Origin of the sequence: Komarekiella delphini-convector SJRDD-AB1, assembly GCF_014831675.1 — a bacterium.
Classification (GTDB): domain Bacteria; phylum Cyanobacteriota; class Cyanobacteriia; order Cyanobacteriales; family Nostocaceae; genus Komarekiella.
The window spans coordinates 62,236-87,925 of sequence record NZ_VJXY01000018.1 but is presented as its reverse complement, the minus strand read 5'-3'; the positions used below and the strand labels follow the sequence as shown (position 1 = coordinate 87,925).

Below are 25,690 nucleotides of genomic sequence, written 5' to 3'. Positions count from 1 at the left end.
TTTAAATCACCTTAACGCTTCTGAATTTTAGTCAGCTTATCCAGCAAAAATACTTCCCGCTTGTTGTCTTCCAAATTCCGGGCCAGTGTAATAGCCCTTTCATAAAAATTGCGGGCAGTTGGATAATTACCTAGTTGCTCATACAACTGAGCATAAGATTCAAACGATTTTAATTCTTCCTGGAGACTTTGTAATTCGTTAGCAAGTACTAGACGCTGTTCTAGTAAGTCCAAGGCACGCTCATAGCGTCCTACAGCAGTGTGAGCTGTAACTAAACCATCAATTGATCGTAATTGATTAGTGCGATCGCTCTTAGTTTTTGCTATCCGCATTGCTGCCCCATAAGTGCCAATTGTATCCTGATAATTTCCAGATGCTAAGTAGGCATCACCCAAATTATTCAGAGTATTAGCTTCACCGATAGCATCGCCAGTTTGACGGCGGAAAATTAAAGCATTTTCATACAGTTTAATCGCCTTGTTATAATCTCCCAATCTGGCAGTTACTAAACCCAAATTGCTCAATGATAGCCCTTCTCCTTCAATATTTTTGACATCATGAGCAATTGAAAGTGCTTCCTCAACAGTTTTGCCAGCAGCAGCAAACTCCCCTTGTTGTAGTAAATATGTAGCGATGTTATTCAGCACAAAAATCTGAGATTGAAAGTCTCTAGTATCACGAGCGATCGCTAATCCTCGCCGTAAAGCATCATCCGCTTCTTTGAAACTACCTAGCTGGACATAAGCCTTAGCAAGCAAATTATAAGTTAAACCTTGTGCTTTTAAGTCGCCAATTGAGTGATATATTTTCTGTGCCTGCAAGCAAGACGCAATTGTTTTATCAGCATATCCTGAGACGTATTGTTGTTCAGCGATACGCAACAAGCTGTCTGCTTGATCTCTTGATTGTCGCCCAACCGAACTATTTAAAGGGCGATGTAGTTGTTGTGTAATATCAACTGCACCCGCTGCTATGGGACTAAGCAAAAAAGTAAACAATAAATAAAAAGTGCAAAACTTAAATTTGTCAATCTGGCGTAAGACATGGATGACAGCCAAAATCCATAAACCATAGCGTCGTGAGTGAAAAGTTGGGTCTAAATCCAAAATGGTATCCCCTAACACATGCCGTTGTTTCATAAAACTTACCCCTGAAATTTCGGGTTTAAGTAGAAGGTCTAAGAAGAAGTATTAATGTTTTAAATGGAAGACAATTAGCATACGCGTTTTTACGTATATTAAGATTTGCCTAAATCCTCACCAAAGTAAATGGCACGAATATCTACAGGTAATTTGTCTTCTAGCATACGATAGCCTTCTTGGAGAAAATTGGCTACTTCGATAGGGGCGATCGCTTCTCCTTCGGCTTGCAGATAAGCAGCGATTCTAGTTTCGCTCCAGTGGAAAGTCTGAGCCATCAACACGATTAATCGCAAAACTGGTTTTAGTTGGTCTAATGCTTGTTCTACATAGCACCATAGTGGTGGAGAAGTCGCCTGAAGAGAATAATGAATTGCTTCTGTGGGTGGTATTTTAATCTCGTTAATACAGAAAGCTGTCATATTGATCAACCAATTTTGCATGGTTAAGGCTTCTTTGCCTGATTCAGCGCTAGTTAAATTGAGTCCACCGAGTTCGTAGTAGATATGACGCCAGGTGAGGGCAAACAGATAATCTGCTTGCACAGGCGATCGCGCCGAATGCCGAATCAAGGTGTACACTATCGGGCTATAGCGGCAAAAAATGACTGTAAAGTACTTGCCTGCCTCTGGATAGCGCTGAAACAGGGTCAGCAATTCATGGTCACTGTGATGAAACAGCGACTTAACTAGTGGGTGATTAGCTTCAGGAAAGTGAGGAATTTGCACAAGCCTTTCGGTTGATAGTTGTTAAAATATCTTTGAGACTCATAGCCTCGTAGTTAAACGCATAATATCTTGGTGCTGCTCAGTTTGTAGCTGAGACTCACATCAGTTGAGTATTGATAAACTAAAAACAAAGACTTAATTTTAGTCTGAAATCGACAATCATAAAAAGCGAATCCCTTATACAATCTTTGATTTGTTCATGGTTATAGCAGTTAGTGTGATATCGTTCCTGTTCAATCCTGTTACTTTAGGCTCTTTTTTGCCTTCCCTGCCCTTGGATAGCCTGTTTTCCACCCAAGGCATTATGGTAATACTGCTGGCGGCCTATGCTGGCGCTATGTGGATGTTCCTTACTAGTGCCCCAAAAGTACACACCGTTATGGTGTCGGATTTGGAGATAGCACGACAGCTATATGAAGGTCTGCTAGATTTACCAGCAGCGGATGTGCCTTTGCACTACTACTACAACTACGAACAAACTATAGGCGCAACTGGGATTGATCCACTTTATATGTCCGCAAGTCCCACCATGTCAGGCAGAATGATGAATAATGCTAACGATGGGCTGTGGTATCAATTAAAGAAAAACATCCAGCTACACGTGATTACTGGCGCTAGTTTAGGCAGCAAAAATCAGCAACGCCACGTTTGCTTTGACCGTGACTGCCTGGAAATGATTTTAATGCGAGTTGAAACACGCGGCTTGAAGTTTAAGATTCGTAACCAGAAGCCACTGAATTTTTTGGTTAAGGATTATGAAGGGCGCATTATCGAACTGGCTGAAGTAGCAAATTAGTTATTAGTCATTAAAAGTAGGGTGTGTTAAGGCTTAGCTCAACGCACCCTATATCTTTATTTGGTTTACTTACTGTCTCAACTCAATTGTTCAAATTTAAATTTCCCTTTAATAAGCTTGTTAAAGTATTGACCTTTAGACGGTGCATTGTCTAAATCTTCCTTGACACTAGGAGGTACTTTAAAATACTCGTAAACACTTCCACTATCAAATTCAATAGTCAGTGTTTGAGTTTTTGGCTCATAGCTAAATTGCTTAATAACGCTGCCTTCAGGCTTGAGTAGAGGGAAGGCGATCGCATCCCGAATACTGGCACAATCAGTTAATAACATCACTAACCGATCAATCCCAATACCTAAACCACCAGTAGGCGGCATTCCATATTCAAGGGCAGTCAGAAAATCCTCATCTACGCCTTGCGCTTCCAAATCACCCGCGGCTTTTCTCTGGGCTTGTGCTTCTAGGCGTTCTCTTTGGTCGATGGGATCGGTAAGTTCTGAGAAGCTGTTAGCAGTCTCGCGCCCCACAATAAATAACTCAAATCGTTCCACCAAACCAGGCTTAGAGCGGTGAGGCTTGGCTAAAGGCGAAATTTCTACAGGATAGTCAATTACAAAGGTAGGCTGAATTAAGTTGCTTTCTACCTTTTGCTCAAAGGCTTCATTTAAGAGTTTACCAATTGATGGCACATCTTCTATAGCTTCAAGCCCAGCATTTTTACTTGCTGTTTTAGCTTCTGCCAAGGTTTGGAAAGAATTGAAATCTAAGCCTGTAATTTCTTTAACTAAATCGTGCATTGTTACCCGCCGCCAAGGTGGTGTCAAATCTACACTTTCCCCTTGGTAGGTAATTTGCAGTGTGCCGAGTACCTCTTGAGCGACAGTGGTAATAATCCCTTCTGTTAACGCCATCATATCGTTGTAGTCAGCGTAGGCTTGGTAAACTTCAATCGTTGTAAATTCAGGATTGTGACGAGTCGAAATTCCCTCATTACGAAAAATCCGCCCCAATTCAAACACCTTTTCAAAACCACCCACAATCAACCGTTTGAGATGAAGTTCTGTGGCAATTCGTAGATACAACTCCATTTCTAAGGTGTTGTGGTAAGTGGTGAATGGACGTGCATCTGCACCCCCAGCTTCACTTTGCAAAACTGGCGTTTCAATTTCTAGAAAATCTCGCTGTTCTAAATAACGGCGAATACCGGCAGTAATTTGGGCACGACGGCGGAAAGTTTGCCGAACTTCCGGGTTAACAATCAAGTCAACGTAGCGCTGACGGTAACGCTTAGCAACATCCGTCAACCCATGCCACTTGTCGGGTAGGGGCAAAAGTGATTTAGTGAGGATGGTGTATTGTCTGACGTAGACAGATAACTCGCCCTTTTCAGTCCGTTTGACAGTACCTTTTGCTCCCAAGATGTCGCCGGCATCTGTGAGTTGTTTCAAGTGATTGAAGGCATCGGCATCAATATCTGCCATGCTTTCTTGGATGCGATTTTTCTCCAGATAAAGCTGAATTGTGCCGGTTTCATCTTGCAAGGTGAAGAAAGCCAGCTTACCAAAAACGCGACGCGCCATAATGCGTCCAGCAATGGCAACTTCTAAATCAACTTCTTCACCACTGGGTAAATCGGCAAATTGTTCTTGCAATTGCGCTGCATGATGGGTAGATTCCCAACGATAGGCGTAGGGATTTGTTCCTAGCTGCTTGAGCTGGTCTACTTTTTCCAGCCTGGCGGCACGGATATCTTCTTCCGACATGGTAACGAACTAAATAGGGCAAGATTAATTATAGATGCTGCAAAAGTTGAGAGTAAGAGATATTTACGCTTTGCAGGCTACTTCCAGAATGCCATGCAATCGCCGAATCAAGGAAATGCACAATGACACAAACTAGAGTGCGCTTGTGGAATATAGATGAGTATCACCGCATGTTTGAGACAGGTATTATTGCAGCGGATGAGCGCGTGGAACTGATTGAAGGGCAAGTAATTCCGATGAGTGCCAAAAATCCTCCCCACGCAGCGACAACGCTGTGTGCATCTGACTACCTCAAGCGTCTGCTAGCGGAAGTTGCCTTAGTTCGGGTACAAGATCCCATTCAGTTGAGCCAATACTCGGAACCTGAGCCAGATATTGCTGTTGTCCGTATCGATTTACGAAAGTACATTGACCACCATCCTGCACCCAATGAAGTTTTTATATTGATTGAGGTCGCTGACACGACGCTAGAGACAGATCGTAAACAAAAAGCCCTTCTTTATGCTAAAGCAGGAATTATTGAATACTGGATTTTGGATGTGAATCAGCGTCAGGTTTATGTTTTCCGTGAACCCAGTTCGGAAGCTTACAATCAAGAATTTATTCTGGAGGAAGATACAACATTATCTTTGGTTGCATTTCCAGAAATAGAAGTTCAGATTAGTCAACTGTTTCCATAATTTTTGGCTTTACATGAATTGAAAATTCTAAACTTCTCTTTTGTTAGACAAAGATAAAGCCCACTTTCTGACTAAGAGAAAGATGTCAGGAGAGGTTGGATCAACTGTGCCAGAGTTTTCAACCTTTATTTTTGCCCGACTTGTAGTGAATATCGAGATAATATTGCTTTCATCTTCAAGTTAGTAAATTGCACGATCGCATCCACCAATTCTTGCTGATTTGGTTGCAACTTCAGTGTTTCTAAAGCTTGATAGATATTATTCCCACGCAGTTTTTGAGCAAGTTGGGCACGTTGAGAAGAGTTTAAGACTGCACTAATTTCCTTGTTTCTGCGTTGACGCACAGCCTGGAGTTGTTGGCGTTGTTGCGGCGTCAGGTTTAGATCAGCAGATGCGGCAGAGTATTTTACAGAGTTAGCAGCTTGGGCAAAAATAGCACCAGAATTAGTATGGAGTTGAACTGGTGCAGCCAAAGTAATTCTAGGCAAGAAAAGGCTTAGAAGCAGAATATTAATCAACACAAACAGTCGTTTTGTCAAGTTAATTTTCATAATGCACTAACTCATGAAATATATTTCACATAAAAATAGTGTTGAGTAAAAGAAAACTAAATCAAGATGGGCTAAACACCCCATTGGCGCTGCCTCTGTCTACGACACGCTACGCGAACATAGAGAAGAAAGCTAACAGACTTAGTGATCAGTACTATTGTGATCTTTTCATTCTCTCAATTTCTTGTTGTAATTCTTCAATTTGACGGCGTAAAGCTTCAGCTTCATTTTCATTAGTCTTGGCGGCAACATTTACTGATCCTGAAGCAGGCGATCGCTGATAATTTCCCCGGCGAATTTGCTGATATTCTTCTGATACTGCCCATTGCCGTAAATAGTGCAAGCGTTCCACAGCAAAAGGATGGCTCAGCATTGTTCCTTGCACACCGCTATACATTAAGAATTTATACACTTGATTCAGTCCATCTTCATCTAGTGCTTGATAACTTTCTGACTGACGAATAAACTCCTGTAAACTGCATTCATGGCTATATTTGATACTACCGCCAGAAATTTTCATCATTGAAGACATCACTGGGTTCAAGTCATCCATCACTAACAGTGCAGCGCGATCTGAAGATAACTCGGCTTTGCGCCGCCATTCAAAAAACGCATAAATCAACCCTTGACTAAGAAAGTTTCCTATGCCAAAGGTTAATTCACCCAAGGCAGATGCAGCACTCATCGCCCACATCGCCATTTGAATTAAAATAGTATGACCACATTTAATGTGCCCCAATTCATGGGCTAGCACCACCCGAATCTCGGCTTCGTCTAGTAAGTCTAGTATCCCTGTATTTATGACTATGTAAGGATTCTCTTGCCCTAGAGCATAGCTATTTGCTTGGGGATCTTGTGAGACAAATAGTGTAGGCTCTGGATAAATGTCCAAATCCCGCACACATTCCCGAAACATCTGGTAAATAGTGGAATATTGGCGCGGCCCGACTTGGATGGTGTTGCCCATTAGATAGACTAATTGAGGACGTTCGTAGACAAATTCCACGAATTTACGAGCGATTAAATCAAATCCTGGTAAGTTTCGTAAAGCTTGCTCGGCTTGGCGATCCAGTGGATGCCTGAAGGCTTCGCTGGAAATTCCTGTGTAAGTTGGCATAATTCAGAGGGATTGGTGATTGGTCATTAGTCATTCGTTTTACAAAGGACAAATGACTAATGACAAGATAATAGAAATGGGGCTTTGTAAGTAAAAATCACTTTGTATGGGATTAAAAGCGTGTGATTGAGGCAGAAGTTCATTTGTCACTACATAACTTTTTGCGATCGCAGGCGGGTTTCCCTTCCTGGCCCCATCATTTGACGATGGCAAGGTTGGTAGCACGCGCCTTGCGCTTAGGACGTAGCGCCTTAATTCAAGTAGGGGCAGTTTGTGGCTATCAAGGGCGCTATCGTACTAGTTTTGTCGCATCAGCGTTGATGTGGCATGGGCCTGTAATTATTGTTGCTCAAGAAATAGTACAGCAACGCCTGTTACAAGTAGAAATTCCTCGGCTACAGCAGTGGCTACCAGCCAACAAACCAATTAGGACAGGTGACGCCTGGCCAGGTAGCGAGTTCCAAGGACTATTGTTGACCACTCCAGAAGCCTGGTTAAGAGGTCAGTTGACTGATAGCGATCGTTTTCCTCACGGTATTCCCACAATAATTGATGGAGTGGATGATCTGGAAGATTGGGTGCGTCATCAGCTGACTCAATCTATTCAACCGCATGACTGGGATCAACTTATGCTCGCTTGTCCAAACCAAGCTGAGGCAATTCGCTCTGCACGGGTGCAACTGACACATGAACTGTTCCAGCATCCCGCTAATCCTTATGAGTGCTATCTGATTTCTCAACCAGAAGCCGAGATTTTAAGCCATCTTTATTCAGTATTGGAATCAGCCAACATACCTGATGGCTGGAAACATTTCTGGCAGCAATTTCAAAGCTTTAATGAAAATCTTTCTCCCTCATCTCCCCTCCTCTGGGCGACTATTGCCCGTCGTCAAGGTTTATTTTCATTGCACTACGCCCCAATCGAGTTAGCGCAAATACTCTCGCCCATTTGGCAGCGGCAACCTGTGGTTTTAATTGGCAGCGCTTTAGAATCAGAAACAGAGGCTCCTCTGTTTCACCAGCGCTTGGGTTTGGACGATTTGACTTGCTTAAAGTTTTCCTCGGATAGCCAAGCGGAAGCAATTCAACTTTATGTACCCTATAAGTTGCCCCTACCTAACACGCCAGAATTTCAAGCGGCATTTATCCACAAAGTCCGTACACTAGTTTGCCTAAGTGCTACATCGCCAGGATTGACGGTTGTGTTAGTGGGAGATGTGCCACTCAAGTCTCAAGTAGGGGCAATTCTGGCTTCAGAGTTTGGTTCGCGGGTGCAGGTGGAAAAAACTTGTTTAGACGAGAATGGTATTTTGGTCAGTGGTTGGGAATTTTGGCGAGAACATCAAACAGTCTTACCTGCACCCAGGCTATTGATCATTGCTACTTTGCCCTTGCCATCTTTGGAAAATCCTTTAGTCGCTGGTAGGGTCGCTCACTATAAGCGATCGCATCAAGATTGGTTTCGTTTATTCTTGTTACCATCTGCCTTGAATGAATTACAACGGGCGATCGCGCCAGTGCGAGAAAATCAAGGTATCGTTGCTTTACTTGATAGTCGCGTGGTTAACCGTAGCTACGGCGCTCAAATTCTTGCCGCTCTTAGTCCTTTAGCACGCATTAACTATCTTGACCCAAGTCTGTTTTCTAATACTAGTGAGGAAAATTCTGCGTAAGGTCAGTTTACAGTTATTTATTCTCTTTTACTGACTATTTACGTTTTGTCAACCGAAGCGCGATCGTCTCATAGCAAGCGCTATTATCAGTTTGATCGAACATTCCAAGTTTCATTAACTATGACATTTGAAATTTGCACTAGCAATAAAGTTTACAACGGCTGTTGTGCAAGTAATAAATTTGTCAGTATGAACTTAGAACTACGTTGAATTTTAAATTTTTAATTGCTGATTATGGGTGAAGCAAAGCGTCGTAAAACCACACTTGGAGAAAAATACGGTCAAGATACTCGAATCTTGCCTTGGGTTCCCATCACCAAAACCCAAGCTGAACTCTTTGTCGCTTGGACTACTCGCGGTGCCTGGATAGGTATTGGCATTATGGTTGTTGCATGGGTGACTATCCGTTTTATCGGCCCAGCTTTTGGTTGGTGGCAAGTAGTCTTATAAATATTGATTTCATTTATGAACGGTTACGCTTCTTCCGCGTAACCGTTCATAAGTAGACTTTTTATCAGAAAACCTGGTGGGAGTATAAAATACCAAAAGTCAGAGTTAGTTATTAATTGTTAACAAATAATTATTGATTAATAACCTTTAATTCAATACGCTATGTGTTAGAGCTAAAAACCATAAAATTAGTAGGTTGAGTAAAGCAAAGGGAAACCCAATAATTATTTTTGACTTAACCATATTAACTCATATTTAATAACTATTTCTGTTTGTGAGCAGCCAACTTTTGGTCTGTATCTTGTATTTCTAAAAGTTCTGGGATAGTTACAAAACGATAGCCTTGCTTTCTAAAAGTACTAACAATTTCTGGTAAAGCTTGCACAGTTCTGGAACGATTACCACCACCATCATGCATTAGCACAATACCACCAGGTTTTGAATCTTTGATCACGTTCTTGATCAAGTTTGGTACAGTTGGCAGCTTGTAATCTATGGAGTCAGCTGACCACATAACTACAGTATATTTTTTGTTTTTGGCATAAGCCGCTAATCCATTATGTAGCATGCCACCAGGTGGTCGGAACAGAGTTGTTTTAGCACCTGTAACTTGATAAATCAGGTCTGTCGTACGCTCAATTTCAAAAGCAGCTGCCTGTGGATTGAAAAAATGATACCAGTGATGCCAAGTATGGTTAGCAATCACATGGCCCTCAATTACAATCCGCTTCCCTAATTCGGGATAATTTTTCAAGTTCTGCCCAACAACAAAAAATGTCCCTTTGATATTATTTGCTTTGAGAATATCTAATACTTGGTCTGTAGTCTCAGGCCAAGGGCCGTCATCAAAAGTAAGAGCAATCACCTTTTGACCATGAGTAAGTTTTGCAGCCTTAATTATTACTCCTTGAAAGCTTGATGGTACAGAGTAGGAAAGTCCCTTTGCTTGTGCTTCTTGCTGCCAAGTTGTGAGCATCGCCGCCTTTAATCCCTCAATGCGCTGCTGAGTTCCTACTTTCGCTGCTATATCGGTGACATATATATTTTGTCTATTCTGAGCCTCGGAAAAATTTGATTTTACAAGCATCATAAAACCAAGGCTGAAAGTACCGCACAATGCAAGCAGTGTAATTAATATTCCTTCCGGCCAAAGAAACGATTTATTGTTTTCCACTTCATAGCTCCTTCAAGGGTCGAACCATCGGTAACAATTTTGACGGTACGTTGTAGCACATTTTTTCTAGATACTCAAATACACAGTGATTCTCTAAATAATCCTGAAAAATAGAATAGAGATTAACAGGAATGAAAAAATTGTGAAGAAAATTATACAGGTTTAACCAAAGTCCAAATTGGTTGGCTTTGGACATACGCTGGTCATATAAAAATTGGTACTATTTAATTTCAACTACGCGTCTATAAGAGGTAAAGTCTGCATTTCCACACTTCCACTATTAGCTTTAAGAATAAGCGTAATTGAATAAGTAACCGCACCTCAACAAACCATGCTACTAGGAGCCAATTTATAACTCCTGTTTTCCTCTAACCGCTAATTGCTTGTAGACAGTTTAACCGGGAGTCAGTAGCCTTCCGGGTTTTGTGTCTTCGCGAATGAGGTGGGCTAGTGAATTATTGGATTAGTATACAGAATTGACACAAGGGGTACAGTAACCACCTAGAAAAAATCTAATGAACTAATAGTTCATTCTTTATAATGTATATTCTACTGTCTATGACTATTCCTTCCTTTTTAAGAAAAAGTTAAATTTTTAACATGCTGATGTTGCCTTTGACCTTCTGAGAAATAAATAGACGCAAATCAAGTTAATATAGTTTCTCATTGCCAAGGGGCAGTTATTCGTTAACATAGATACTGTTCACTCATTCACTGAAAATAATTTTATTGATAGCTTATTTCAGTTTTTGATGCTGGTACATCAGCCTAAATTACTTGAAATTTTTTGTTAGCTACTATTTACCTCAAGTCCAGAAAGGCAATACATTATTAATAGTACAATTCAATATGCAATGTTACCGTATTTATACGGTAATTGATAGGAAAATTATGAGAAAAATGTTAAAATTATAGTAGCTATCTGATATAATTATTCCAGCATCAATTATTCACAAATAATGTAACTTTTGTTACTAATCATCCTAGATAAATGCGTCTAAATTTAGTTAACAAAAGTAAACAAAATTATTGCAGAGTTAAAGAAATTTACTGTATATTCGACAGCCAAACGTTGGCAAATAGGTTAATTAAAAGTTATAAACCCTCATTCATAAAGCTCTAACACAAATGTAAGGCTTATTTGGCTGGCTCTGATGTCTTAGTAAAGCCTCCAGTTTCCTTCAAAGTATAGATAGGGCGACCTTTGACTTCTTCATAAATACGTCCAATGTACTCGCCTAAAATTCCAATACAAAGTAATTGCACAGACCCTAGAAACAACATAGCAATTGTAATTAAAGTGAAGCCAATTAATGGAGACACTGGGTCAAATAAACGCCAATATAGTACTAGCAATATCATTAACAGAGCTATACCGGCTGACAGCAACCCTATATAAGTTGCCAGTCTTAAGGGAACAATTGAAAATGAAATAATTCCATCAACTGCTAATGCCCAAGATTGACCAAAAGTATACTTAACTTTGCCGGCAAAACGAGGATTTCGTTCAAAATGTATGGCTGTTTGACGGAATCCTATCCAAGCTCGTAAGCCGCGAATGTAGCGGTTGCGCTCAGGCATTGCGTTCAGAATATCTACTACTTGCCTATCCATCAAGCAAAAGTCTCCTGTATCGGCAGGTATGTCTACATTAGCTAGCCGTTGAAGAATGCGATAAAAAGCGTAGGCAGTAAGACGTTTTAGCCAGCTTTCCTTTTGGCGAGATATACGCTGAGCATAAACTACTTGGTAGCCCTGTTGCCATTTTTCAATCATCTTTAAGATTAGTTCTGGAGGATCTTGGAGATCGGCATCCATGACGATGATACTTTTGCCTTGAACAAAGTTCAAACCAGCTGTGACTGCGATTTGATGACCAAAATTCCGAGCAAAACTGAGATAGCGCACACGACGATCGCAATGGTGAAGTTCACGAATCATACTTAAAGAGCGATCGCGACTACCATCGTCAATCAAAATCAATTCTACTTCACCATCTAACTGTGATGTTACATTAATCAGACGCCGATACATTTCAGTGATATTTTCTTCTTCGTTATAAATAGGGATTACTAGAGAGTAGATTGGCTTAGTCACAGTTGTTATCTGGTTTATATCACCTTTAATGAGAGAGATTTACTGTAAAATAATTGCTGTCATTTCTCATGTCAATATAAATTTTTGTGCAAATAAAAAATTATATAGAGTTACAGAAATGAATCAACCTATTATCAAAGGATTATTCCGATTTTAGATATGCGTCCATTCCGAGAAAAAGAATGGCTATTGAGCTTGCTCGTGGGAGCTCTATTTCTGTGGCTAATATTTTTGGGAAACTCCCCCTTACGAGACTGGGATGAAGGTACAGTAGCACAAGTTGCCCGTGAAATTTGGCGTGCTCCAGTTGGTTCAATGCGTTGGCTTTACCCTACCTTGGGAGGTGAACCTTACCATAATAAGCCGCCCCTAATACACTTACTAATTGCTTGGGCTTACTCAATTGGTGGCGTCAATGAGTGGACAACACGTTTACCTAGTGCAGTTTTAACTGCCTTGGGAGTGCCTTTGCTTTACTTGGTGGGGCGTTTACTTTTTAACCAAATACCAGCTCTGTTTGCTGCTTTGGTTTACTTAACAATGTTGCCTGTGGTGCGTCACGGACGACTGGCGATGTTAGATGGTACGATTATTACTTTTTTCCTAATGTTGTTGTTTTGCTTTTTAAAAGCACGTTATAACCGACGATATGCTCTCGGTGTAGGATTTTGTTTTGGGCTAATTACTCTGACAAAGGGAATGATAGTTTTGCTATTAGGAGGTATTGTTTGTTTATTTATGTTGGCAAATCGACAATTAGCTTTATTGATAAACCCCTATTTATGGGTGGGAATGTTTTTAGGAAATGCTCCAGCGATCGCTTGGTATACTGCTCAATGGCAACATTATGGAAGTAGTTTCTTACAAGTTAATTTTCAAGCACAAACTTTTGCTCGCCTTGTACAACCTGTTGAAGGTCATAGCGCACCTCCTTGGTACTATTTAATTGAGCTACTTAAGTATGGTTTTCCCTGGCTGTTATTTTTGCCGCAAGGATTTTATCTAGCTTGGAAAAAGCGTTATACGACTTGGGGTTCTTTAATTCTGATCGGCACAATTGTTTACTTAGGAACTATCTCTTTGATGAGAACAAAACTGCCGTGGTATGTCATGCCTGTTTATCCATTTTTAGCTTTGGCAATTGGTGCTGAACTTAGTGAATGGCAACAACATCGTTTTAAAACACAAATTTTGGCAATATTATTTGCTGTTATAGCTATTGCAGGTTTAGGAGGTTGCGTTTACTTTACGATTACAAATTCTCAGCCTATTTTAATTGTTATGAGTATAGTTTTAACAATAAGTATGAGCATTGTAGCATGGCTGATTAAACAGCGCGATCGCCAGTTTATTCAAGTTTTGTTTTGTGGAATGTATTTAGTTTTAGCACTGCTAATGAGTTCACAATCATGGATTTGGGAGTTAAATGAAGCTTTCGCAGTCAAGCCAGTTGCTACATTAATTCGCAAACACGTCTCACCAGGAACAACAATTTACACCTCTTTTGCTTATGGCCGTCCTAGTTTGAACTTTTATTGTGATTGCAAAGTAATTCCTCAAAGTTTGCCTATTTTACAAGAAATGTGGTCAAATAAATCTTATTTACTGCTAGATAATGCAAGTTTACAAAAAGTCAATTTACTAGGTAGTAAAGTTCTTGGCACTGCTGAAGATTTTACTTTAATTTCACCATCAATTAATTAAATTTTAACTATCATTACTTTTATTTAGATAATTAATCAGATTTTATATGTTCTAACCAAGCCATTTATCCTGACCATAATTAATCCACTGTTGAACTAATCCAATAGCAGAAATCGAAATTAGCCACCACAAAGTGTGATATTTTGTTTTACCAGAAATACAACGATATAAATATCCTAAAGCTACGAAAAAGAAGGGAACTGCAAATATATATCTTCCCAAGCTATGTAATCTATCCTGGGTAAAAAATATAATAATTGAGTGAGCAGTAGTAAAGTAAATACAAAACCAAAAAAGATAGTTACTAGCCAATATTTTAGTGTAATTAGATATCAACAGTTTGTATGAATTGTATTGAAAACTTCTCTTTTTTAAGATAATAAAATTAAGAACATATAAGCAGATTAGCAAAGGTGGATATAGTATTAATATATTTTGCCAAAACTTATATTTAGGAGCAAATATATTTTGTGGTTGAATAAGTTTGAAATAAACAAAAACAAGTGATAAAAATAAAATAATTAAAGGTAAATACAAACCTAAAAGGTCAATTAGCAAAGATTTAGGAAATAATAACAGTTCTAAATGCAGACCTAAAGCTTTTCCCCAGTTTTTTTGGTCATGGAAAGGAGCAAGAAAATCACCTCTAGTTTGGAGACAGAAATTTCCGTAAATAGAGTAGCCTAATAATGTTGATATCCACATAGTGATGGACATTTTAAGTTCATATTGATATTTTTTGATGCCAATTAATAAATTCCTCCAAGAATAAACTTTTAACTGCAAAATTTCTAATGTAAACATTGTCATAATTGCTGCTATGGTCGAAAAAAATATTTGGAGCAATACTGGTCTAGTTAAAGCCATTAAAAGTGTAATAATAAATGTAAAACAAAGTTTTATTTTTTCATTGAGTTTTAATTGTGGCAAGCAAACCCAAATAAGAAAGGTGCTAAGTGTCGCAAATAAGCTTTCTGTGTAACCTATAACTCGGAATATTGCCATAGGATTCAGAGTATAGGCTAAAACTAACCAGAAAGTTAAATATAAGCGTTGTAAACCTATTTTTAAAACCCAAAAAAGCAAAAAAGTAGAAATAAAAAATAAAGTAGTAGCAACGAGTAAAAAATAGTGTGCAGCCTGCTCTATAGTTTGTGGATGAAAAATATTACGGATGATTAAAGGCCAAAGCGGATAAAATGCCTGACAGCTTGGATTTATAGCCATCTCGGCGTAAGCTTGTATATCCCAGTAGTAACTTTTATGGGGTAACTGTGGAGGATTTTCTCGAACCAATTGAGACTGTGAAAAAAACTTATAGAAAGTATCAGGGTAAATCCACATCCCTACAGCAGCACAAAGTATAAATGCACTACATATTATTAAAAGTAAAATTACTATGATTATTTTTTTGGTTTTCATGTATTGCAGCAATATATATAAAAATTAATAAGAAAAAATGGATAAAAAATAACTAGGTTTTTACAAATAAATACACATCATCACGTTGATATTGCAGTTTAAATTCTGGCTGATTTTTAAGCTGATTTAACAAGTTTATATCAAATTCTTGATTACTTGATAGACCGTGATGGCGAATATTAAGCAATATATAATTGAATGCTTTTAAATTAACTGATGGTGAATTTGATTGAATTAATTTAATCAATGGTCGATGGCTTAAATGCGGAGCAATTTCATCTGTAGTGAGAACACTTCCTATAGGTTGAACTTGAGAGATCGCTTCTCGCGTAGCTTGCCAAGTATCGAGAGATTCTAAATATCTTTCACCGAAGTAAGTAAACTTTGCTAAACTCAAAAACGCCACTAATGACCACAATATAATTGCTCGTTTATGTTGTAGCCAACCTCTACCTGCTGCTAAGCTAGAAATTACAGATAATAACAGGAATGGTAAAATTGGTAGAGAGTACTGATGTAGCAATTCTTTTTGAGGTTGGTAGTCGGCAAAAAGGTTGATAGCTAAACAAGGAATAGCACTAATTAAGGGCGTCATTCCTTGGAGCGATATTCCCCAAATGATCGGTGCTAGCAGCAGTACTAAATATCCTAAGTTATCCAATGAAAAAAGCTTTTCTAAGATAATTATTGGGTTGAAAAGTAAATTTTTAGTTATCTCTGAAAATGAGCTTCCTAAATAGCCGTATCTTCCAAGATGACGTGTTATGGAGGCTGCTTCTGTCCCATAAAAGGGAATGATACCTTTAGTGGCGATCGCAAACCAGGCAAGACCAACAATAAGAGCGATCACACCATATAGTCGCCGCTTTTCAAAAAATAGTAACCAAACACCCATTGCGGCAACTGTGAGAGACAAAACAGCCTTACATCCTAACACTAAGATAATGCTAAAACAAAACCACCAAATATGTTTTTCTCTAGCTGCTAAAACTGCTCCCAAAAGTGCAGGTAAAACCATAACTTCTGGATGGAAATCAAACAAATTAATATTAAAAACCAACGGATATAGTAAATATGTAGTAGTAATTGCAAGTACTTGGCTTTCTTTTAATCCAGCTTGACGGGCTAGATACCATGTAGGCAAAGCTCCTAGCGCCAAAGCAGCAGCTTGTACAGCAAACAACCAGTAAACACTAGGGGAAATTTTGTATAGTAAAGCCAAAGGATAGAAAATCCAAGCAGCGTGATCACCGAGAATATGAAAGCCTAAAAAAGAAGAAATAGGCGTTTGTCCTTGACTTATTAAGTAAACTGCTTGGTCAAAAATTCCTAAGTCCCAAGCGGTTGATTGAAATAGTTCGTGCCGTAAGCTACTAGAAGCGAATAAAACTAACGCACTGATGCCAATCATCCAACCAACAGTACCAAGCTTCAGGTTTTTCATTCCGTAAGTAATTTTAGACAATTTGCTCAATTTTTTATAAATAGAAATATATCATCGCGCTGGTATGTTAACTTAAACCTTGACTGAGTTTTCAGTTGATTTACCAAGTTAATAGCAGACTCAGAAGTATCTGACCAACCAGGATGGCGGACATTTAGTAATATATAATCAAACGTATTCAACTCATTATCTGGTGGAAACTTAACAAATTTACATTTAATTAATTTGCGTTGGCTTAAGTGTGGTGCAATGTGTTCTGTAGTTAGTACATTTCCTGATGACGAAACAAGGGCGAGCGCTTCTCGTGTAGCTTGCCAATTATCCAGATATTTCAGATGTTGTGAGGCAAAAAAACCAAATTTAGCTAAAGCAAAAAATCCTACTAATGACCACAAAATAATTGCTCTTGGGGTTCGCAGCCATGCCCTACCTGCTGCTAAGTTGGCAATTACAGCTAACACTAGAAATGGTATGACTGGTAGCGAATAATGAAAAATCAAGTTTTTTTGCGATGGATGATTGGCGAGAATGTTGAGTACTAAACAAGGAATAGCACCAATCAAAGCTGTCACTTGAGGCAGAAGTCCCCAAATTACAGGTGCTAATAATAGAACTAAATATTCTAAGTTAGTTAATGAAAAAACTTTTCCTAAGATTAATTCTGGTTGAAACAGCAAAATTTTAGTCATTTCGGGAAAGGAGTTTCCCAGATAACTATATCGATAAAGATGACGTTCAAGTAACGCTGCTTCACTGCCAAAAAATGGGATGATCCCCTTGTTAGCAATTAAAAACCAGGCAAGACCACTAATAAAAGCGATCGCACCATATAGCCGCCGCTTTTCAAAAAAAAGTAACCAAATTCCCATAGCGGTAACTGTCAAAGATAATACCGCTTTACATCCCAACACTATGAGAATACTTAAGCAAAACCATCCTACCTGACCTAGCCGTGCTGCTAAAACCGCCGCCAAAAGTGCTGGGATGGCGATCGTATCTGGGTGAAAATCAAACAAATTGGCGTTATACACTACTGGATACAGCAGATAAACCCCCACCATTGCTGCTGCTTGGCTTTCTTTCAACCCAGCTTGACGGGCTAGATGCCATGTAGGCAAAGCACCTAACGCCAAAGCAGCTGACTGGACTGCAAACAACCAATAAACACTGGGATAAATTTTGTACAGCAAAGCCAAGGGATACAATATCCAAGCAGCATGGTCGCCAAGAATATGAAAACCCAAAAAAGAAGAAATCGGCGGTTGTCCCTGACTAATTAAGTAAACTGCTTGGTCAAAAATTCCTAAGTCCCAAGCGCCTGAATTAAACAGCTCGTGTCGTAAGCCGCTGGACGCGAACAAAATTAAGGCACTTACGCCAATCATCCAACCAACAGAACTAAACTGATTCAGTTTTTTTCCCATGCCATCAAAAAACTATTATTAGTAAGCATCAATAGTCTGAAGTTAAGAGCAAATTCCAATTTCCAATCCCTAATCCCCATTGCCCCTTATCCCCAGAGGGGGCCCCGAGTTCCCCAGTCCCCAATCCTCTTCACCCTACCCAGCGTTCTTGGGCAAATCCTACAGCAATCTTGGCGAGTAATGTCATAAACAAACCCAACATTAAATATCCCTGACGCGGATGGCGAGATAGCAGCACACCCATAGCTATATTCAGAGGCACAATACCGTAAGCGAGACGACTTAAGGAGATAGTTCCTCCAGAGGCTAGCAGCAGACTAATACCACAAAAGCCATAGAGAATAGTAACTGGGGTCAGTTGTGCACGTAATCGCCATAATATACAGCCTCCACCCAAGACCATAAACGCGTTCAGCAAGTTATTGATCAATTGTTCGTTTGCCAGTATCAACAAAAATAAGACGAACGCATAAAAGCTATAGACTACCTTTGCAGAACTCAAATGTTTACGGTAATGCCATAAAAGATAAGCACTGACAACAATTACACCGAAGCACAAAGGATACCAAGGATCTTTAATAATCCTGCCAGATGGGTCTTTAATCCAGCCAAATTGCCAATTATTTGTGCCCAATGGAATTTGCATGAGCATGTTTAACCAACCCTGCCAATCAAACCCTAGGGAAGGTCGCCATCCCCGCTGTGCTTCGATAAACGCTAAGGGATTACCAAAATAAATTGCACAGTACAGACTGAATAAAAGTAGCCCAATAGCGGTAGCTAAACTAGCAACGTAGGCAATAGGTGGTCTGCGTTCTTTCCAAGATGCAATCGCCAAGGCCGGAATTAGCGCCATCCCTGTGGGTCGTGTTGCTGTGGCCATTGCACCCCAAAGGGTAGTCCAGCCATACTGCTTTTGATCAAACGCCCGTAAAGTAGCTGTACTCAAAAACAAATACAGCCCTTCTGTGTAAATCACCCCCGTAAACATGGACGACGGACACCAAGACAACACCGCAGTCGCCCACTGCGCGGCGCTGATCCCATAATGCTCCTTAACCCAAAAATACAAACAGTAAAGCGCTGCAAAAAATGCCAGATTATTCACCAGCGTACCTGCCATTTCAAACGGCAAGCCCAACTTCATCAACACCCAAATGCTTAAGGGAAATAAGGGAAAAAAGGCTAGATTATACTGTTTGCCGTCATTGACAAATTCATACCCGGAAGTGACGATCGCTCGGTAATGCATACTATCCCAAGCGTCAAAAACCTCCCAGCCAAAACGGGGCACAATTCCTTCTACTGGTAACGGCAGCTTTGGCGCAACCAGCAACATGGCAGTCAAAATAAATATTCGGCTGACAAGCCACATTATTGCGGGAAAGAAAAAATCATTTTTCCATAAAAGTTTTTTTATATCTGTCTGAACTTTTGCCATAGACTTGAGTGTTTCAACAGACTCCTTTATGCATCCTCTGACCTATGGCTGTAACACAGCAATTTATGAGTAACATTTTGCACATTAATCCTCTACCACTAAAAAGATCGGCACTTAGTTGAAAGTATTTGCTATTTAGTCATTTTTGCTAAAATCCTCAGCATTTATTTTATATATAGTATTTATGAACACATATTTTGTCTATTTCAAGGAAAATTGAGCAACTTTTGTAAGAAGTCTATTGATTATAGCGATCGCTGTTATTAAGGAGTCCCAAGCAATTTATAGTGGGAGTTGTCTGTAAATCCTGAAGCAATTGTGAAAGCGATTACTCTTGTTGGTTCCACTGGTTCTATCGGTACTCAGACTTTAGATATCGTCGCTCAGTACCCAGATCAGTTTCGGATTGTGGGATTAGCAGCTGGGAACAATGTGGAAATGTTGGCTGCTCAGATTCGGCAGTTTCAACCAAAAATAGCAGCGATTTGCTCAGAAGAGAAATTGCCAGCACTCCAAGCAGCTATTAAAGACCTTGATCCCCAACCGATTCTCCTGGCTGGCGAAGCCGGAGTTATAGAAGTTGCCCGCTACGGCGAAGCCCAAACGGTTGTTACGGGTATTGTTGGTTGTGCTGGGTTGCTACCCACCATCGCCGCTATTGAAGCTGGTAAAGATATCGCCTTAGCGAACAAAGAAACTCTGATCGCTGGCGGCCCTGTTGTTCTCCCCCTAGTAGAAAAACACGGTGTTAAATTATTACCAGCCGACTCCGAGCATTCTGCTATATTTCAGTGCCTTCAAGGTGTGCCCAAAGCTGGCTTGCGGCGGATTTTGCTCACTGCGTCTGGTGGAGCTTTCCGAGATTGCGATGTAGAAAAGTTGGCAGAAGTGACGGTTGCTGATGCCCTCAAGCATCCCAATTGGTCGATGGGACGTAAAATCACGGTTGACTCTGCCACTTTAATGAATAAGGGCTTAGAAGTGATTGAAGCTCACTTCTTGTTTGGGTTGGATTATGACGATATCGATATTGTCATTCATCCTCAAAGCATTATTCACTCGCTAATTGAACTGCAAGATACTTCAGTTTTAGCCCAACTCGGCTGGCCGGATATGCGTTTACCTCTGCTGTATGCTTTATCTTGGCCTGATCGCATTTATACGGATTGGGAACGCCTAGATTTAGTAAAAGCGGGAAATTTAACCTTCCGTGAACCAGATCACCAAAAGTATCCTTGTATGCGGTTGGCTTATGCTGTGGGTAGGGCTGGTGGTTCAATGCCGGCTGTATTAAATGCTGCAAATGAACAAGCTGTAGCGTTATTTTTAGAAGAAAAAATTCGATTTTTAGATATTCCCCGGTGTATCGAATTGGTGTGCGATCGCCATCAAAATGATAACTGTGCAAATCCTTCTTTAGATGACATTGTGGCAGCAGATAAATGGGCAAGACAAGAAGTTTTAATAGCAACTGAAAAGCTACAAACTCAATCGCGGATAATTTCTCTGCGATAAAATCGTTCAGCCTTCAGCTTAATGCTGAAGGCTGATAATCATTTTTAAATTTCACTTGACTCTTGTCTTTTATTTCAATCAACTAAGAATACATTAGTCTATTTATTCACAGCTAAGGAATAAAAATGTAAATCTGCCTAAAATATACCTAATTACCTCCTAATTACGCAGAAAAATTATATATCTACAACTCAATAAAAATTCTTCAAAAATTTACAAAAGGAGTTGCTTTACATCTAAATTATTTTCATATTTTCGGGTATAGTCGTTGTGAGATTATCAAACAGAAAACCAAACTTAATAGTTACTATAAATTTGGTGTCATAACTTTTACATTGGAAATTATTATCAAGATAAAAATTTACTTTTTCTAAATAAACCCCCTTTTTTAAATAGAGCGATTTTCAAGGAAGTTATATATGATTGTTACCTTGATTGTAGCTTGGATCGTTTTTACAATATTGTGGAAATTGTTAAAAACAACCGTAAGCAATGCGTTGACTATTGCTGCGATCCTTGTCTTATTAAATATTGGTTTTGGTATTACTCCGCAAGATATTTGGCATCAAATAACTCAATTTGCTGAAAACTTGTTACAAATTCAAGGCAGCAAGTAATAAGGATGAGATTAGAAACGACTATTTAGGTAACACGGAAACTTTTGCTAATGCATCCTTAAAAGTTGCAGGTAACTGACGCATAATCTTACCTCTTTCGCGATCTAATGCTACTAAAGTCACCTTGCCAGTGACGTATAATTCTTGCCCATCAATTGAAGCGATCGCATAATCCCAATTGATGCGGACACCAGTCACCTCAGCCATGCGGGTTTTTACGACCACTGCCATACCTAATTGCACTGAACGGTGGTACTGTATTGACAGTTCCACAACTGGTAAATCGCAACCTAAAGCTACTAAATCAGCAAATTCAATCCCTATAGAGCGCAAGCATTCGATTCGTGCTTCTTCCATCCAAGCAATATATGAACCATGCCAGACAATACCTGCATAGTCAGTATGATGTGGTTGTACTCTGATAGGATATTCAAACCAACTCTCGTATGCCCTCAGTGATGGAGTATCAATAGCACTGATTGGCGGTAGTTGTGGTTGGCTAGGTTTTTTTTCTGACATATTCAAGTTTCTAAGCAGCTATAAATTTTCCAGATATTAAATAGCATAAAAGTCCATTGCATTGCAGAACTTATTGATTTAATATTTACAATTCTGAACGCAAGGAGTGTTTTGTTATGCTGCTTAATCTCCGCTACGTTAATCTGATAATAACTGTATTTAGTTTACTAGGTTTTGGGATGGTGTACCCAGAAGGTAAACAAGTAACCTCAAATGCCAAATTGCGCTACGACTACGCAGAAAAAGCTCAAGCTTCACCCAATAATAATAGCCAATTAGAAATCGAGAAGCTCAATCAAGAGGCTATCCAGCAATCTCAGCAAAAGCGTTTTCCAGAAGCATTACAGAGATTACAGAAAGCATTAGACATAACTAGAGAATTTGGAGAACGCTCTTGGGAAGCCGTAACATTCAATAACATCGGTAGAGTATACCAAAGTCAAGGTCAGTATTCACAAGCACTAAAATCTTATCAACAAGCTTTAGTTATTGATAAAGAAATCGGAGATGCTGTCCGACTTGGCAAAACCTATAGTAATATTGGTTACTTATTTGATATCCAAAATAAACCAGAGTTAGCAATTTTCTTCTATAAGCATTGCTTGATTAATCGCGAGAAAGCTCGTTTGAATCCATCAGCACTTTCTCTACCACAACCAGATGCTTACAGCATAACTGTTGCCCAGACATATCGGATTTTGGCTGAACGATTGCTCAAACAGGAACGTGTTGCTGAAGCGCAAAGAACAATGGATTTACTCAAAGTCGAAGAACTAGAGGAATATCTCCAGAATGTGCCAGGTAATCAACGTACTGCTAAAGGCATTGAGATTGTAACAAGAGAAAAACCAATTAAACAAAAGTTAGAGCAAACCCTAGCTCAGGCTATTTTACTGGGTAAAGAACTGACAACATTACGTAAAATTTCTCCTCAAAAGCGATCGCCTCAGCAGGAACAACGCATTGAGCAATTAGTATTGACTCAGCAACAACAGTTAGAAGCATTTAATAAATTTATCACTAGTCCCGCAGTCACAGCGCAGGTAGAGCAAATTAGCCGCACAGCAAGACAGCAAAATTTAGATTTGGAGAGTCTCAATCAAGTTCGGGATAATTTAGCGCGATTGCCTCAAAAATCTGCACTTCTTTACCCACTAATTTTAAAAGATAGTTTGGAATTGGTACTAGTAACTCCTGAATCCCCACCAATTCATCGCACCGTTGCTGTGACAAGCAAAAACCTCAGTCAGACAATTGTTGCTTTCCGCCAAGCTTTAAAAAATCCCAGTCGCAATCTCAAAACACCTGCACGCCAATTATATGACTGGCTAATCAAGCCGATAGAAAACGACCTAAAGCTCTCAGGTACACAAACTCTAATTTATGCTCCAGATGACCAGTTACGCTACATTCCAATAACTGCTTTATTTGATGGAAAATGGTTAGTTGAGCGCTTCAGCGTTAATCACATCACATCTGCTAGCTTAAGTAATTTGAACACCCCAAATCAATCTAGTTTGCGGGTTTTAGCTGGTGCTTTCACTAAAGGTAATTATCAGATTAAAGTTGGTAATCGGCAGTTTGCTTTTGCTGGATTGCCGTTTGCAGGGCGAGAAGTGGAAAGCTTAGCAGAGGTAGTTCCTGAAACAAAGAAACTTTTAGACGATGCTTTTAGCCCCAAAGTCACTGTACCGCAAATGGATGATTATACAATTGTCCATTTAGCGACTCATGCAGCTTTTGTAATGGGTAAACCAGAAGATTCGTTTATTTTATTTGGGAATGGCGATCGCGTTAATCTTAGAGATGTCGCCACTTGGTCACTTCCCAATGTAGATTTGGTAGTTTTAAGTGCCTGCGAAACCGGCTTAGGAAGCTCTTTAGGCAACGGTGAGGAAATCTTGGGTTTTGGCTATCAGATGCAAAAAACTGGTGCTAAGGCAGCAATTGCTTCTTTGTGGGCTGTGGATGATGGTGGTACGCAGGCATTGATGAGTGCTTTTTATGCTACGCTGCCATCAGGCAAGTTGACAAAAGCTGAAGCTTTACGACAAGCTCAAATCTCTTTAATTACTGGAGATTGGAAGGTAAGTCACAATAAATCTACAGCAGTTAGTGACTTCAGTCACCCGTACTACTGGGCACCCTTTATTTTAATTGGTAATGGACTTTAGCTATTGAGCGATCGCAACCTTTGCCAATAGCGATCGCGTTATCTTGTGTAAGATTAATCTAAAATTGTCAAGCAAAAGTAGCAATTACTACTTTATAAATATTTAATACCCCTGATAAAGCTTTCTTTGCCACAGAGCAAACTGGCAAGTTTACGGCAGAAACCCTGACAAAAATTTACACTGCTCTGATGACTGGCAGCCCTGACCCGATTGTCTATGATATTGGGCACCCTTCATTTTGATTGGCAATGCGTTTTAATTACGTTCGAGCTTCTAGCTCACAATCCTTTGGGTGAGATTTTGGCAAACTCGCAAAAAGATATGACAGGCTAGCGATCAGCCAATCACTTAACGGTAATAGAGAATTGCTAATAGGCGATGTCAACCAAACCAATATTCCCCATTACCGATGATTAATTCCCAATTTGCCATCGATTCTTGGAACCTTAATACTTCTTGGCAAGAGTTTTAGAGACTGTTCCAGTTTGCATGGATTGCTTGACAAGATTAGCTAATTCTTGTAACTGGTTAATTGCCTCTGCACCCTCTAACTTCATTAATTCGCGGTCATCTCGCATCTCCGTCCAAGTAATTCCGTAATCGGACACTAAAAACCGAATTAGGTGGTTATCACCCAAGCTAACCATAAATGATGCACTATTCATCTGATCACCACAGGTATAGCAAGACGCAGGATATCCCCGTCGTTCTAGTACAATTGCCAAGGCTTGTAGGTTCATTACCAAGTCTTGGACGAATTGTCGGTGTTGATGTGCTAGTCTCAGAAACACTTTTGTCCTCCAGACACCACAGTCATTTGAGTCTCTTTTATATTTTCTTTAGATTTTCTCACCCACTGGTATTGTAAACTATTCATTACAATTCCAAGAAATAGATGAAGTCATTAATAGACTACCTTGCTTAGGGTAGTTGATAACGGATTTGGCTACCGTATCAAATTATTCAATTTGTAAATTCAAAATTTCAGACAGAATTGCTAAACTTAGTTTTGTCTTCATAACAGTGCTGTCAGGATAGATTGTTACTGGCAGCTATCCGTTTTAAGAGTAACTTAAATTCTGCACTAGTCAACTATAGAAAAGCTACATATTCCATTTTTATGGGCAATGTGTAGTCAAATTTACTACTTTAAGAGGCTCTAACGCCACTTCACGCCTTTTTAGCGCCTCTTGTTCATATCTTTACACTTTGTCTTCTTTTACATAGATTCTGTATTACCACATACTTGAAGATACCAAGTA

General features: G+C 39.6%; 21 protein-coding genes. 8 read left to right on the top strand and 13 right to left on the bottom strand.

All coding sequences use genetic code 11. The features are described 5' to 3' along the window. Positions 1–11: 11 nt before the first annotated feature. Positions 12–1,139 (bottom strand): tetratricopeptide repeat protein, encoded by a 1,128-nt coding sequence (locus FNW02_RS17610; protein ID WP_191758806.1) that lies wholly within the window; start codon positions 1,137–1,139, stop codon positions 12–14. A gap of 98 nt (positions 1,140–1,237) precedes the next feature. After that, positions 1,238–1,867 (bottom strand): sigma-70 family RNA polymerase sigma factor, encoded by a 630-nt coding sequence (locus FNW02_RS17605; protein WP_191758805.1) that lies wholly within the window; start codon positions 1,865–1,867, stop codon positions 1,238–1,240. 199 nt (positions 1,868–2,066) lie between these two features. Here FNW02_RS17605 and FNW02_RS17600 point away from each other — a divergent pair, with 199 nt between their 5' ends. After that, a complete protein-coding gene (locus FNW02_RS17600; protein WP_191758804.1) occupies positions 2,067–2,663 on the top strand; it encodes a glyoxalase-like domain protein in 597 nt (198 codons plus the stop codon). A gap of 77 nt (positions 2,664–2,740) precedes the next feature. Here FNW02_RS17600 and lysS read toward each other — a convergent pair whose 3' ends face one another. Continuing rightward, positions 2,741–4,426, bottom strand: a complete 1,686-nt coding sequence (gene lysS, locus FNW02_RS17595; protein WP_191758803.1) for a lysine--tRNA ligase — start codon at positions 4,424–4,426, stop codon at positions 2,741–2,743. Between the two features lie 122 nt (positions 4,427–4,548). Between lysS and FNW02_RS17590 the strand changes: the two genes are divergently transcribed. After that, the gene (locus FNW02_RS17590) at positions 4,549–5,106 is read left to right on the top strand and encodes a Uma2 family endonuclease (protein ID WP_191758802.1); all 558 of its coding nucleotides are present in this window, start codon (positions 4,549–4,551) and stop codon (positions 5,104–5,106) included. 125 nt (positions 5,107–5,231) lie between these two features. Here the strand turns inward: FNW02_RS17590 and FNW02_RS17585 are convergent, their stop codons facing one another. Together FNW02_RS17585 and FNW02_RS17580 are read right to left on the bottom strand one after the other, a co-directional pair. Then, positions 5,232–5,657: a hypothetical protein gene (locus FNW02_RS17585; RefSeq protein WP_191758801.1), complete on the bottom strand. Its 426-nt coding sequence runs from the start codon at positions 5,655–5,657 to the stop codon at positions 5,232–5,234. Positions 5,658–5,811: 154 nt separating this feature from the next. Then, positions 5,812–6,774 (bottom strand): M48 family metallopeptidase, encoded by a 963-nt coding sequence (locus FNW02_RS17580; RefSeq protein ID WP_191758800.1) that lies wholly within the window; start codon positions 6,772–6,774, stop codon positions 5,812–5,814. A gap of 122 nt (positions 6,775–6,896) precedes the next feature. On the opposite strand from FNW02_RS17580, the gene FNW02_RS17575 reads away from it, so the two are divergent. After that, on the top strand, positions 6,897–8,447 hold the full coding sequence (locus FNW02_RS17575) for a helicase C-terminal domain-containing protein (protein ID WP_191758799.1): 1,551 nt from the start codon (positions 6,897–6,899) through the stop codon (positions 8,445–8,447). Between the two features lie 234 nt (positions 8,448–8,681). Next, positions 8,682–8,897, top strand: a complete 216-nt coding sequence (locus tag FNW02_RS17570; protein ID WP_191758798.1) for a DUF2839 domain-containing protein — start codon at positions 8,682–8,684, stop codon at positions 8,895–8,897. 262 nt (positions 8,898–9,159) lie between these two features. On the opposite strand, the gene FNW02_RS17565 is transcribed toward FNW02_RS17570, so the two are convergent. Both FNW02_RS17565 and FNW02_RS17560 read right to left on the bottom strand, forming a co-directional pair. Then, positions 9,160–10,071 carry a polysaccharide deacetylase family protein gene (locus tag FNW02_RS17565; RefSeq protein ID WP_191758797.1) on the bottom strand — a complete coding sequence of 304 codons (912 nt, stop codon included), beginning with the start codon at positions 10,069–10,071 and terminating at the stop codon, positions 9,160–9,162. A 1,137-nt stretch (positions 10,072–11,208) separates the two neighbouring features. Further along, positions 11,209–12,168, bottom strand: a complete 960-nt coding sequence (locus FNW02_RS17560; protein ID WP_191758796.1) for a glycosyltransferase — start codon at positions 12,166–12,168, stop codon at positions 11,209–11,211. 159 nt (positions 12,169–12,327) lie between these two features. Here FNW02_RS17560 and FNW02_RS17555 point away from each other — a divergent pair, with 159 nt between their 5' ends. After that, positions 12,328–13,872, top strand: a complete 1,545-nt coding sequence (locus tag FNW02_RS17555; RefSeq protein ID WP_191758795.1) for an ArnT family glycosyltransferase — start codon at positions 12,328–12,330, stop codon at positions 13,870–13,872. Positions 13,873–13,923: 51 nt separating this feature from the next. Here FNW02_RS17555 and FNW02_RS17550 read toward each other — a convergent pair whose 3' ends face one another. The 4 genes from FNW02_RS17550 to FNW02_RS17535 form a co-directional block, all read right to left on the bottom strand. After that, positions 13,924–15,294: a mannosyltransferase gene (locus FNW02_RS17550; protein ID WP_191758794.1), complete on the bottom strand. Its 1,371-nt coding sequence runs from the start codon at positions 15,292–15,294 to the stop codon at positions 13,924–13,926. 52 nt (positions 15,295–15,346) lie between these two features. Continuing rightward, positions 15,347–16,738 carry a DUF2079 domain-containing protein gene (locus tag FNW02_RS17545; RefSeq protein ID WP_191758863.1) on the bottom strand — a complete coding sequence of 464 codons (1,392 nt, stop codon included), beginning with the start codon at positions 16,736–16,738 and terminating at the stop codon, positions 15,347–15,349. A gap of 26 nt (positions 16,739–16,764) precedes the next feature. Then, on the bottom strand, positions 16,765–18,162 hold the full coding sequence (locus FNW02_RS17540; RefSeq protein ID WP_191758793.1) for a DUF2079 domain-containing protein: 1,398 nt from the start codon (positions 18,160–18,162) through the stop codon (positions 16,765–16,767). Between the two features lie 130 nt (positions 18,163–18,292). Beyond that, a complete protein-coding gene (locus FNW02_RS17535; protein WP_191758792.1) occupies positions 18,293–19,603 on the bottom strand; it encodes a mannosyltransferase family protein in 1,311 nt (436 codons plus the stop codon). 318 nt (positions 19,604–19,921) lie between these two features. Between FNW02_RS17535 and dxr the strand changes: the two genes are divergently transcribed. Together dxr and FNW02_RS17525 are read left to right on the top strand one after the other, a co-directional pair. Next, complete coding sequence (dxr, locus tag FNW02_RS17530; protein WP_191758862.1) at positions 19,922–21,118, top strand: 1-deoxy-D-xylulose-5-phosphate reductoisomerase; 1,197 nt, start codon at positions 19,922–19,924, stop codon at positions 21,116–21,118. Positions 21,119–21,537: 419 nt separating this feature from the next. Beyond that, complete coding sequence (locus FNW02_RS17525; protein ID WP_191758791.1) at positions 21,538–21,735, top strand: hypothetical protein; 198 nt, start codon at positions 21,538–21,540, stop codon at positions 21,733–21,735. Between the two features lie 21 nt (positions 21,736–21,756). On the opposite strand, the gene FNW02_RS17520 is transcribed toward FNW02_RS17525, so the two are convergent. Next, positions 21,757–22,254: an acyl-CoA thioesterase gene (locus FNW02_RS17520; RefSeq protein WP_191758790.1), complete on the bottom strand. Its 498-nt coding sequence runs from the start codon at positions 22,252–22,254 to the stop codon at positions 21,757–21,759. A 116-nt stretch (positions 22,255–22,370) separates the two neighbouring features. Between FNW02_RS17520 and FNW02_RS17515 the strand changes: the two genes are divergently transcribed. Continuing rightward, entirely contained in the window at positions 22,371–24,428 is a 2,058-nt protein-coding gene (locus tag FNW02_RS17515; RefSeq protein ID WP_191758789.1) for a CHAT domain-containing protein, read from the top strand. Positions 24,429–24,874: 446 nt separating this feature from the next. On the opposite strand, the gene FNW02_RS17510 is transcribed toward FNW02_RS17515, so the two are convergent. After that, entirely contained in the window at positions 24,875–25,219 is a 345-nt protein-coding gene (locus tag FNW02_RS17510) for a DUF1815 family protein (RefSeq protein ID WP_191758788.1), read from the bottom strand. Between the last annotated feature and the right edge of the window lie 471 nt (positions 25,220–25,690).

Excerpts from the sequence above, each read along its gene's own strand:
- FNW02_RS17580 (WP_191758800.1), bottom strand. The coding sequence starts at position 6,774 with ATGCCAACTTACACAGGAATTTCCAGCGAAGCCTTCAGGCATCCACTG.
- FNW02_RS17600 (WP_191758804.1), top strand. The coding sequence starts at position 2,067 with ATGGTTATAGCAGTTAGTGTGATATCGTTCCTGTTCAATCCTGTTACT.
- FNW02_RS17570 (WP_191758798.1), top strand. The coding sequence starts at position 8,682 with ATGGGTGAAGCAAAGCGTCGTAAAACCACACTTGGAGAAAAATACGGT.
- FNW02_RS17550 (WP_191758794.1), bottom strand. The coding sequence starts at position 15,294 with ATGAAAACCAAAAAAATAATCATAGTAATTTTACTTTTAATAATATGT.
- FNW02_RS17540 (WP_191758793.1), bottom strand. The coding sequence starts at position 18,162 with ATGGGAAAAAAACTGAATCAGTTTAGTTCTGTTGGTTGGATGATTGGC.
- FNW02_RS17555 (WP_191758795.1), top strand. The coding sequence starts at position 12,328 with ATGCGTCCATTCCGAGAAAAAGAATGGCTATTGAGCTTGCTCGTGGGA.
- FNW02_RS17520 (WP_191758790.1), bottom strand. The coding sequence starts at position 22,254 with ATGTCAGAAAAAAAACCTAGCCAACCACAACTACCGCCAATCAGTGCT.
- FNW02_RS17525 (WP_191758791.1), top strand. The coding sequence starts at position 21,538 with ATGATTGTTACCTTGATTGTAGCTTGGATCGTTTTTACAATATTGTGG.
- FNW02_RS17515 (WP_191758789.1), top strand. The coding sequence starts at position 22,371 with ATGCTGCTTAATCTCCGCTACGTTAATCTGATAATAACTGTATTTAGT.
- FNW02_RS17610 (WP_191758806.1), bottom strand. The coding sequence starts at position 1,139 with ATGAAACAACGGCATGTGTTAGGGGATACCATTTTGGATTTAGACCCA.
- FNW02_RS17585 (WP_191758801.1), bottom strand. The coding sequence starts at position 5,657 with ATGAAAATTAACTTGACAAAACGACTGTTTGTGTTGATTAATATTCTG.
- lysS (WP_191758803.1), bottom strand. The coding sequence starts at position 4,426 with ATGTCGGAAGAAGATATCCGTGCCGCCAGGCTGGAAAAAGTAGACCAG.
- FNW02_RS17545 (WP_191758863.1), bottom strand. The coding sequence starts at position 16,738 with ATGAAAAACCTGAAGCTTGGTACTGTTGGTTGGATGATTGGCATCAGT.
- FNW02_RS17535 (WP_191758792.1), bottom strand. The coding sequence starts at position 19,603 with ATGGCAAAAGTTCAGACAGATATAAAAAAACTTTTATGGAAAAATGAT.
- FNW02_RS17590 (WP_191758802.1), top strand. The coding sequence starts at position 4,549 with ATGACACAAACTAGAGTGCGCTTGTGGAATATAGATGAGTATCACCGC.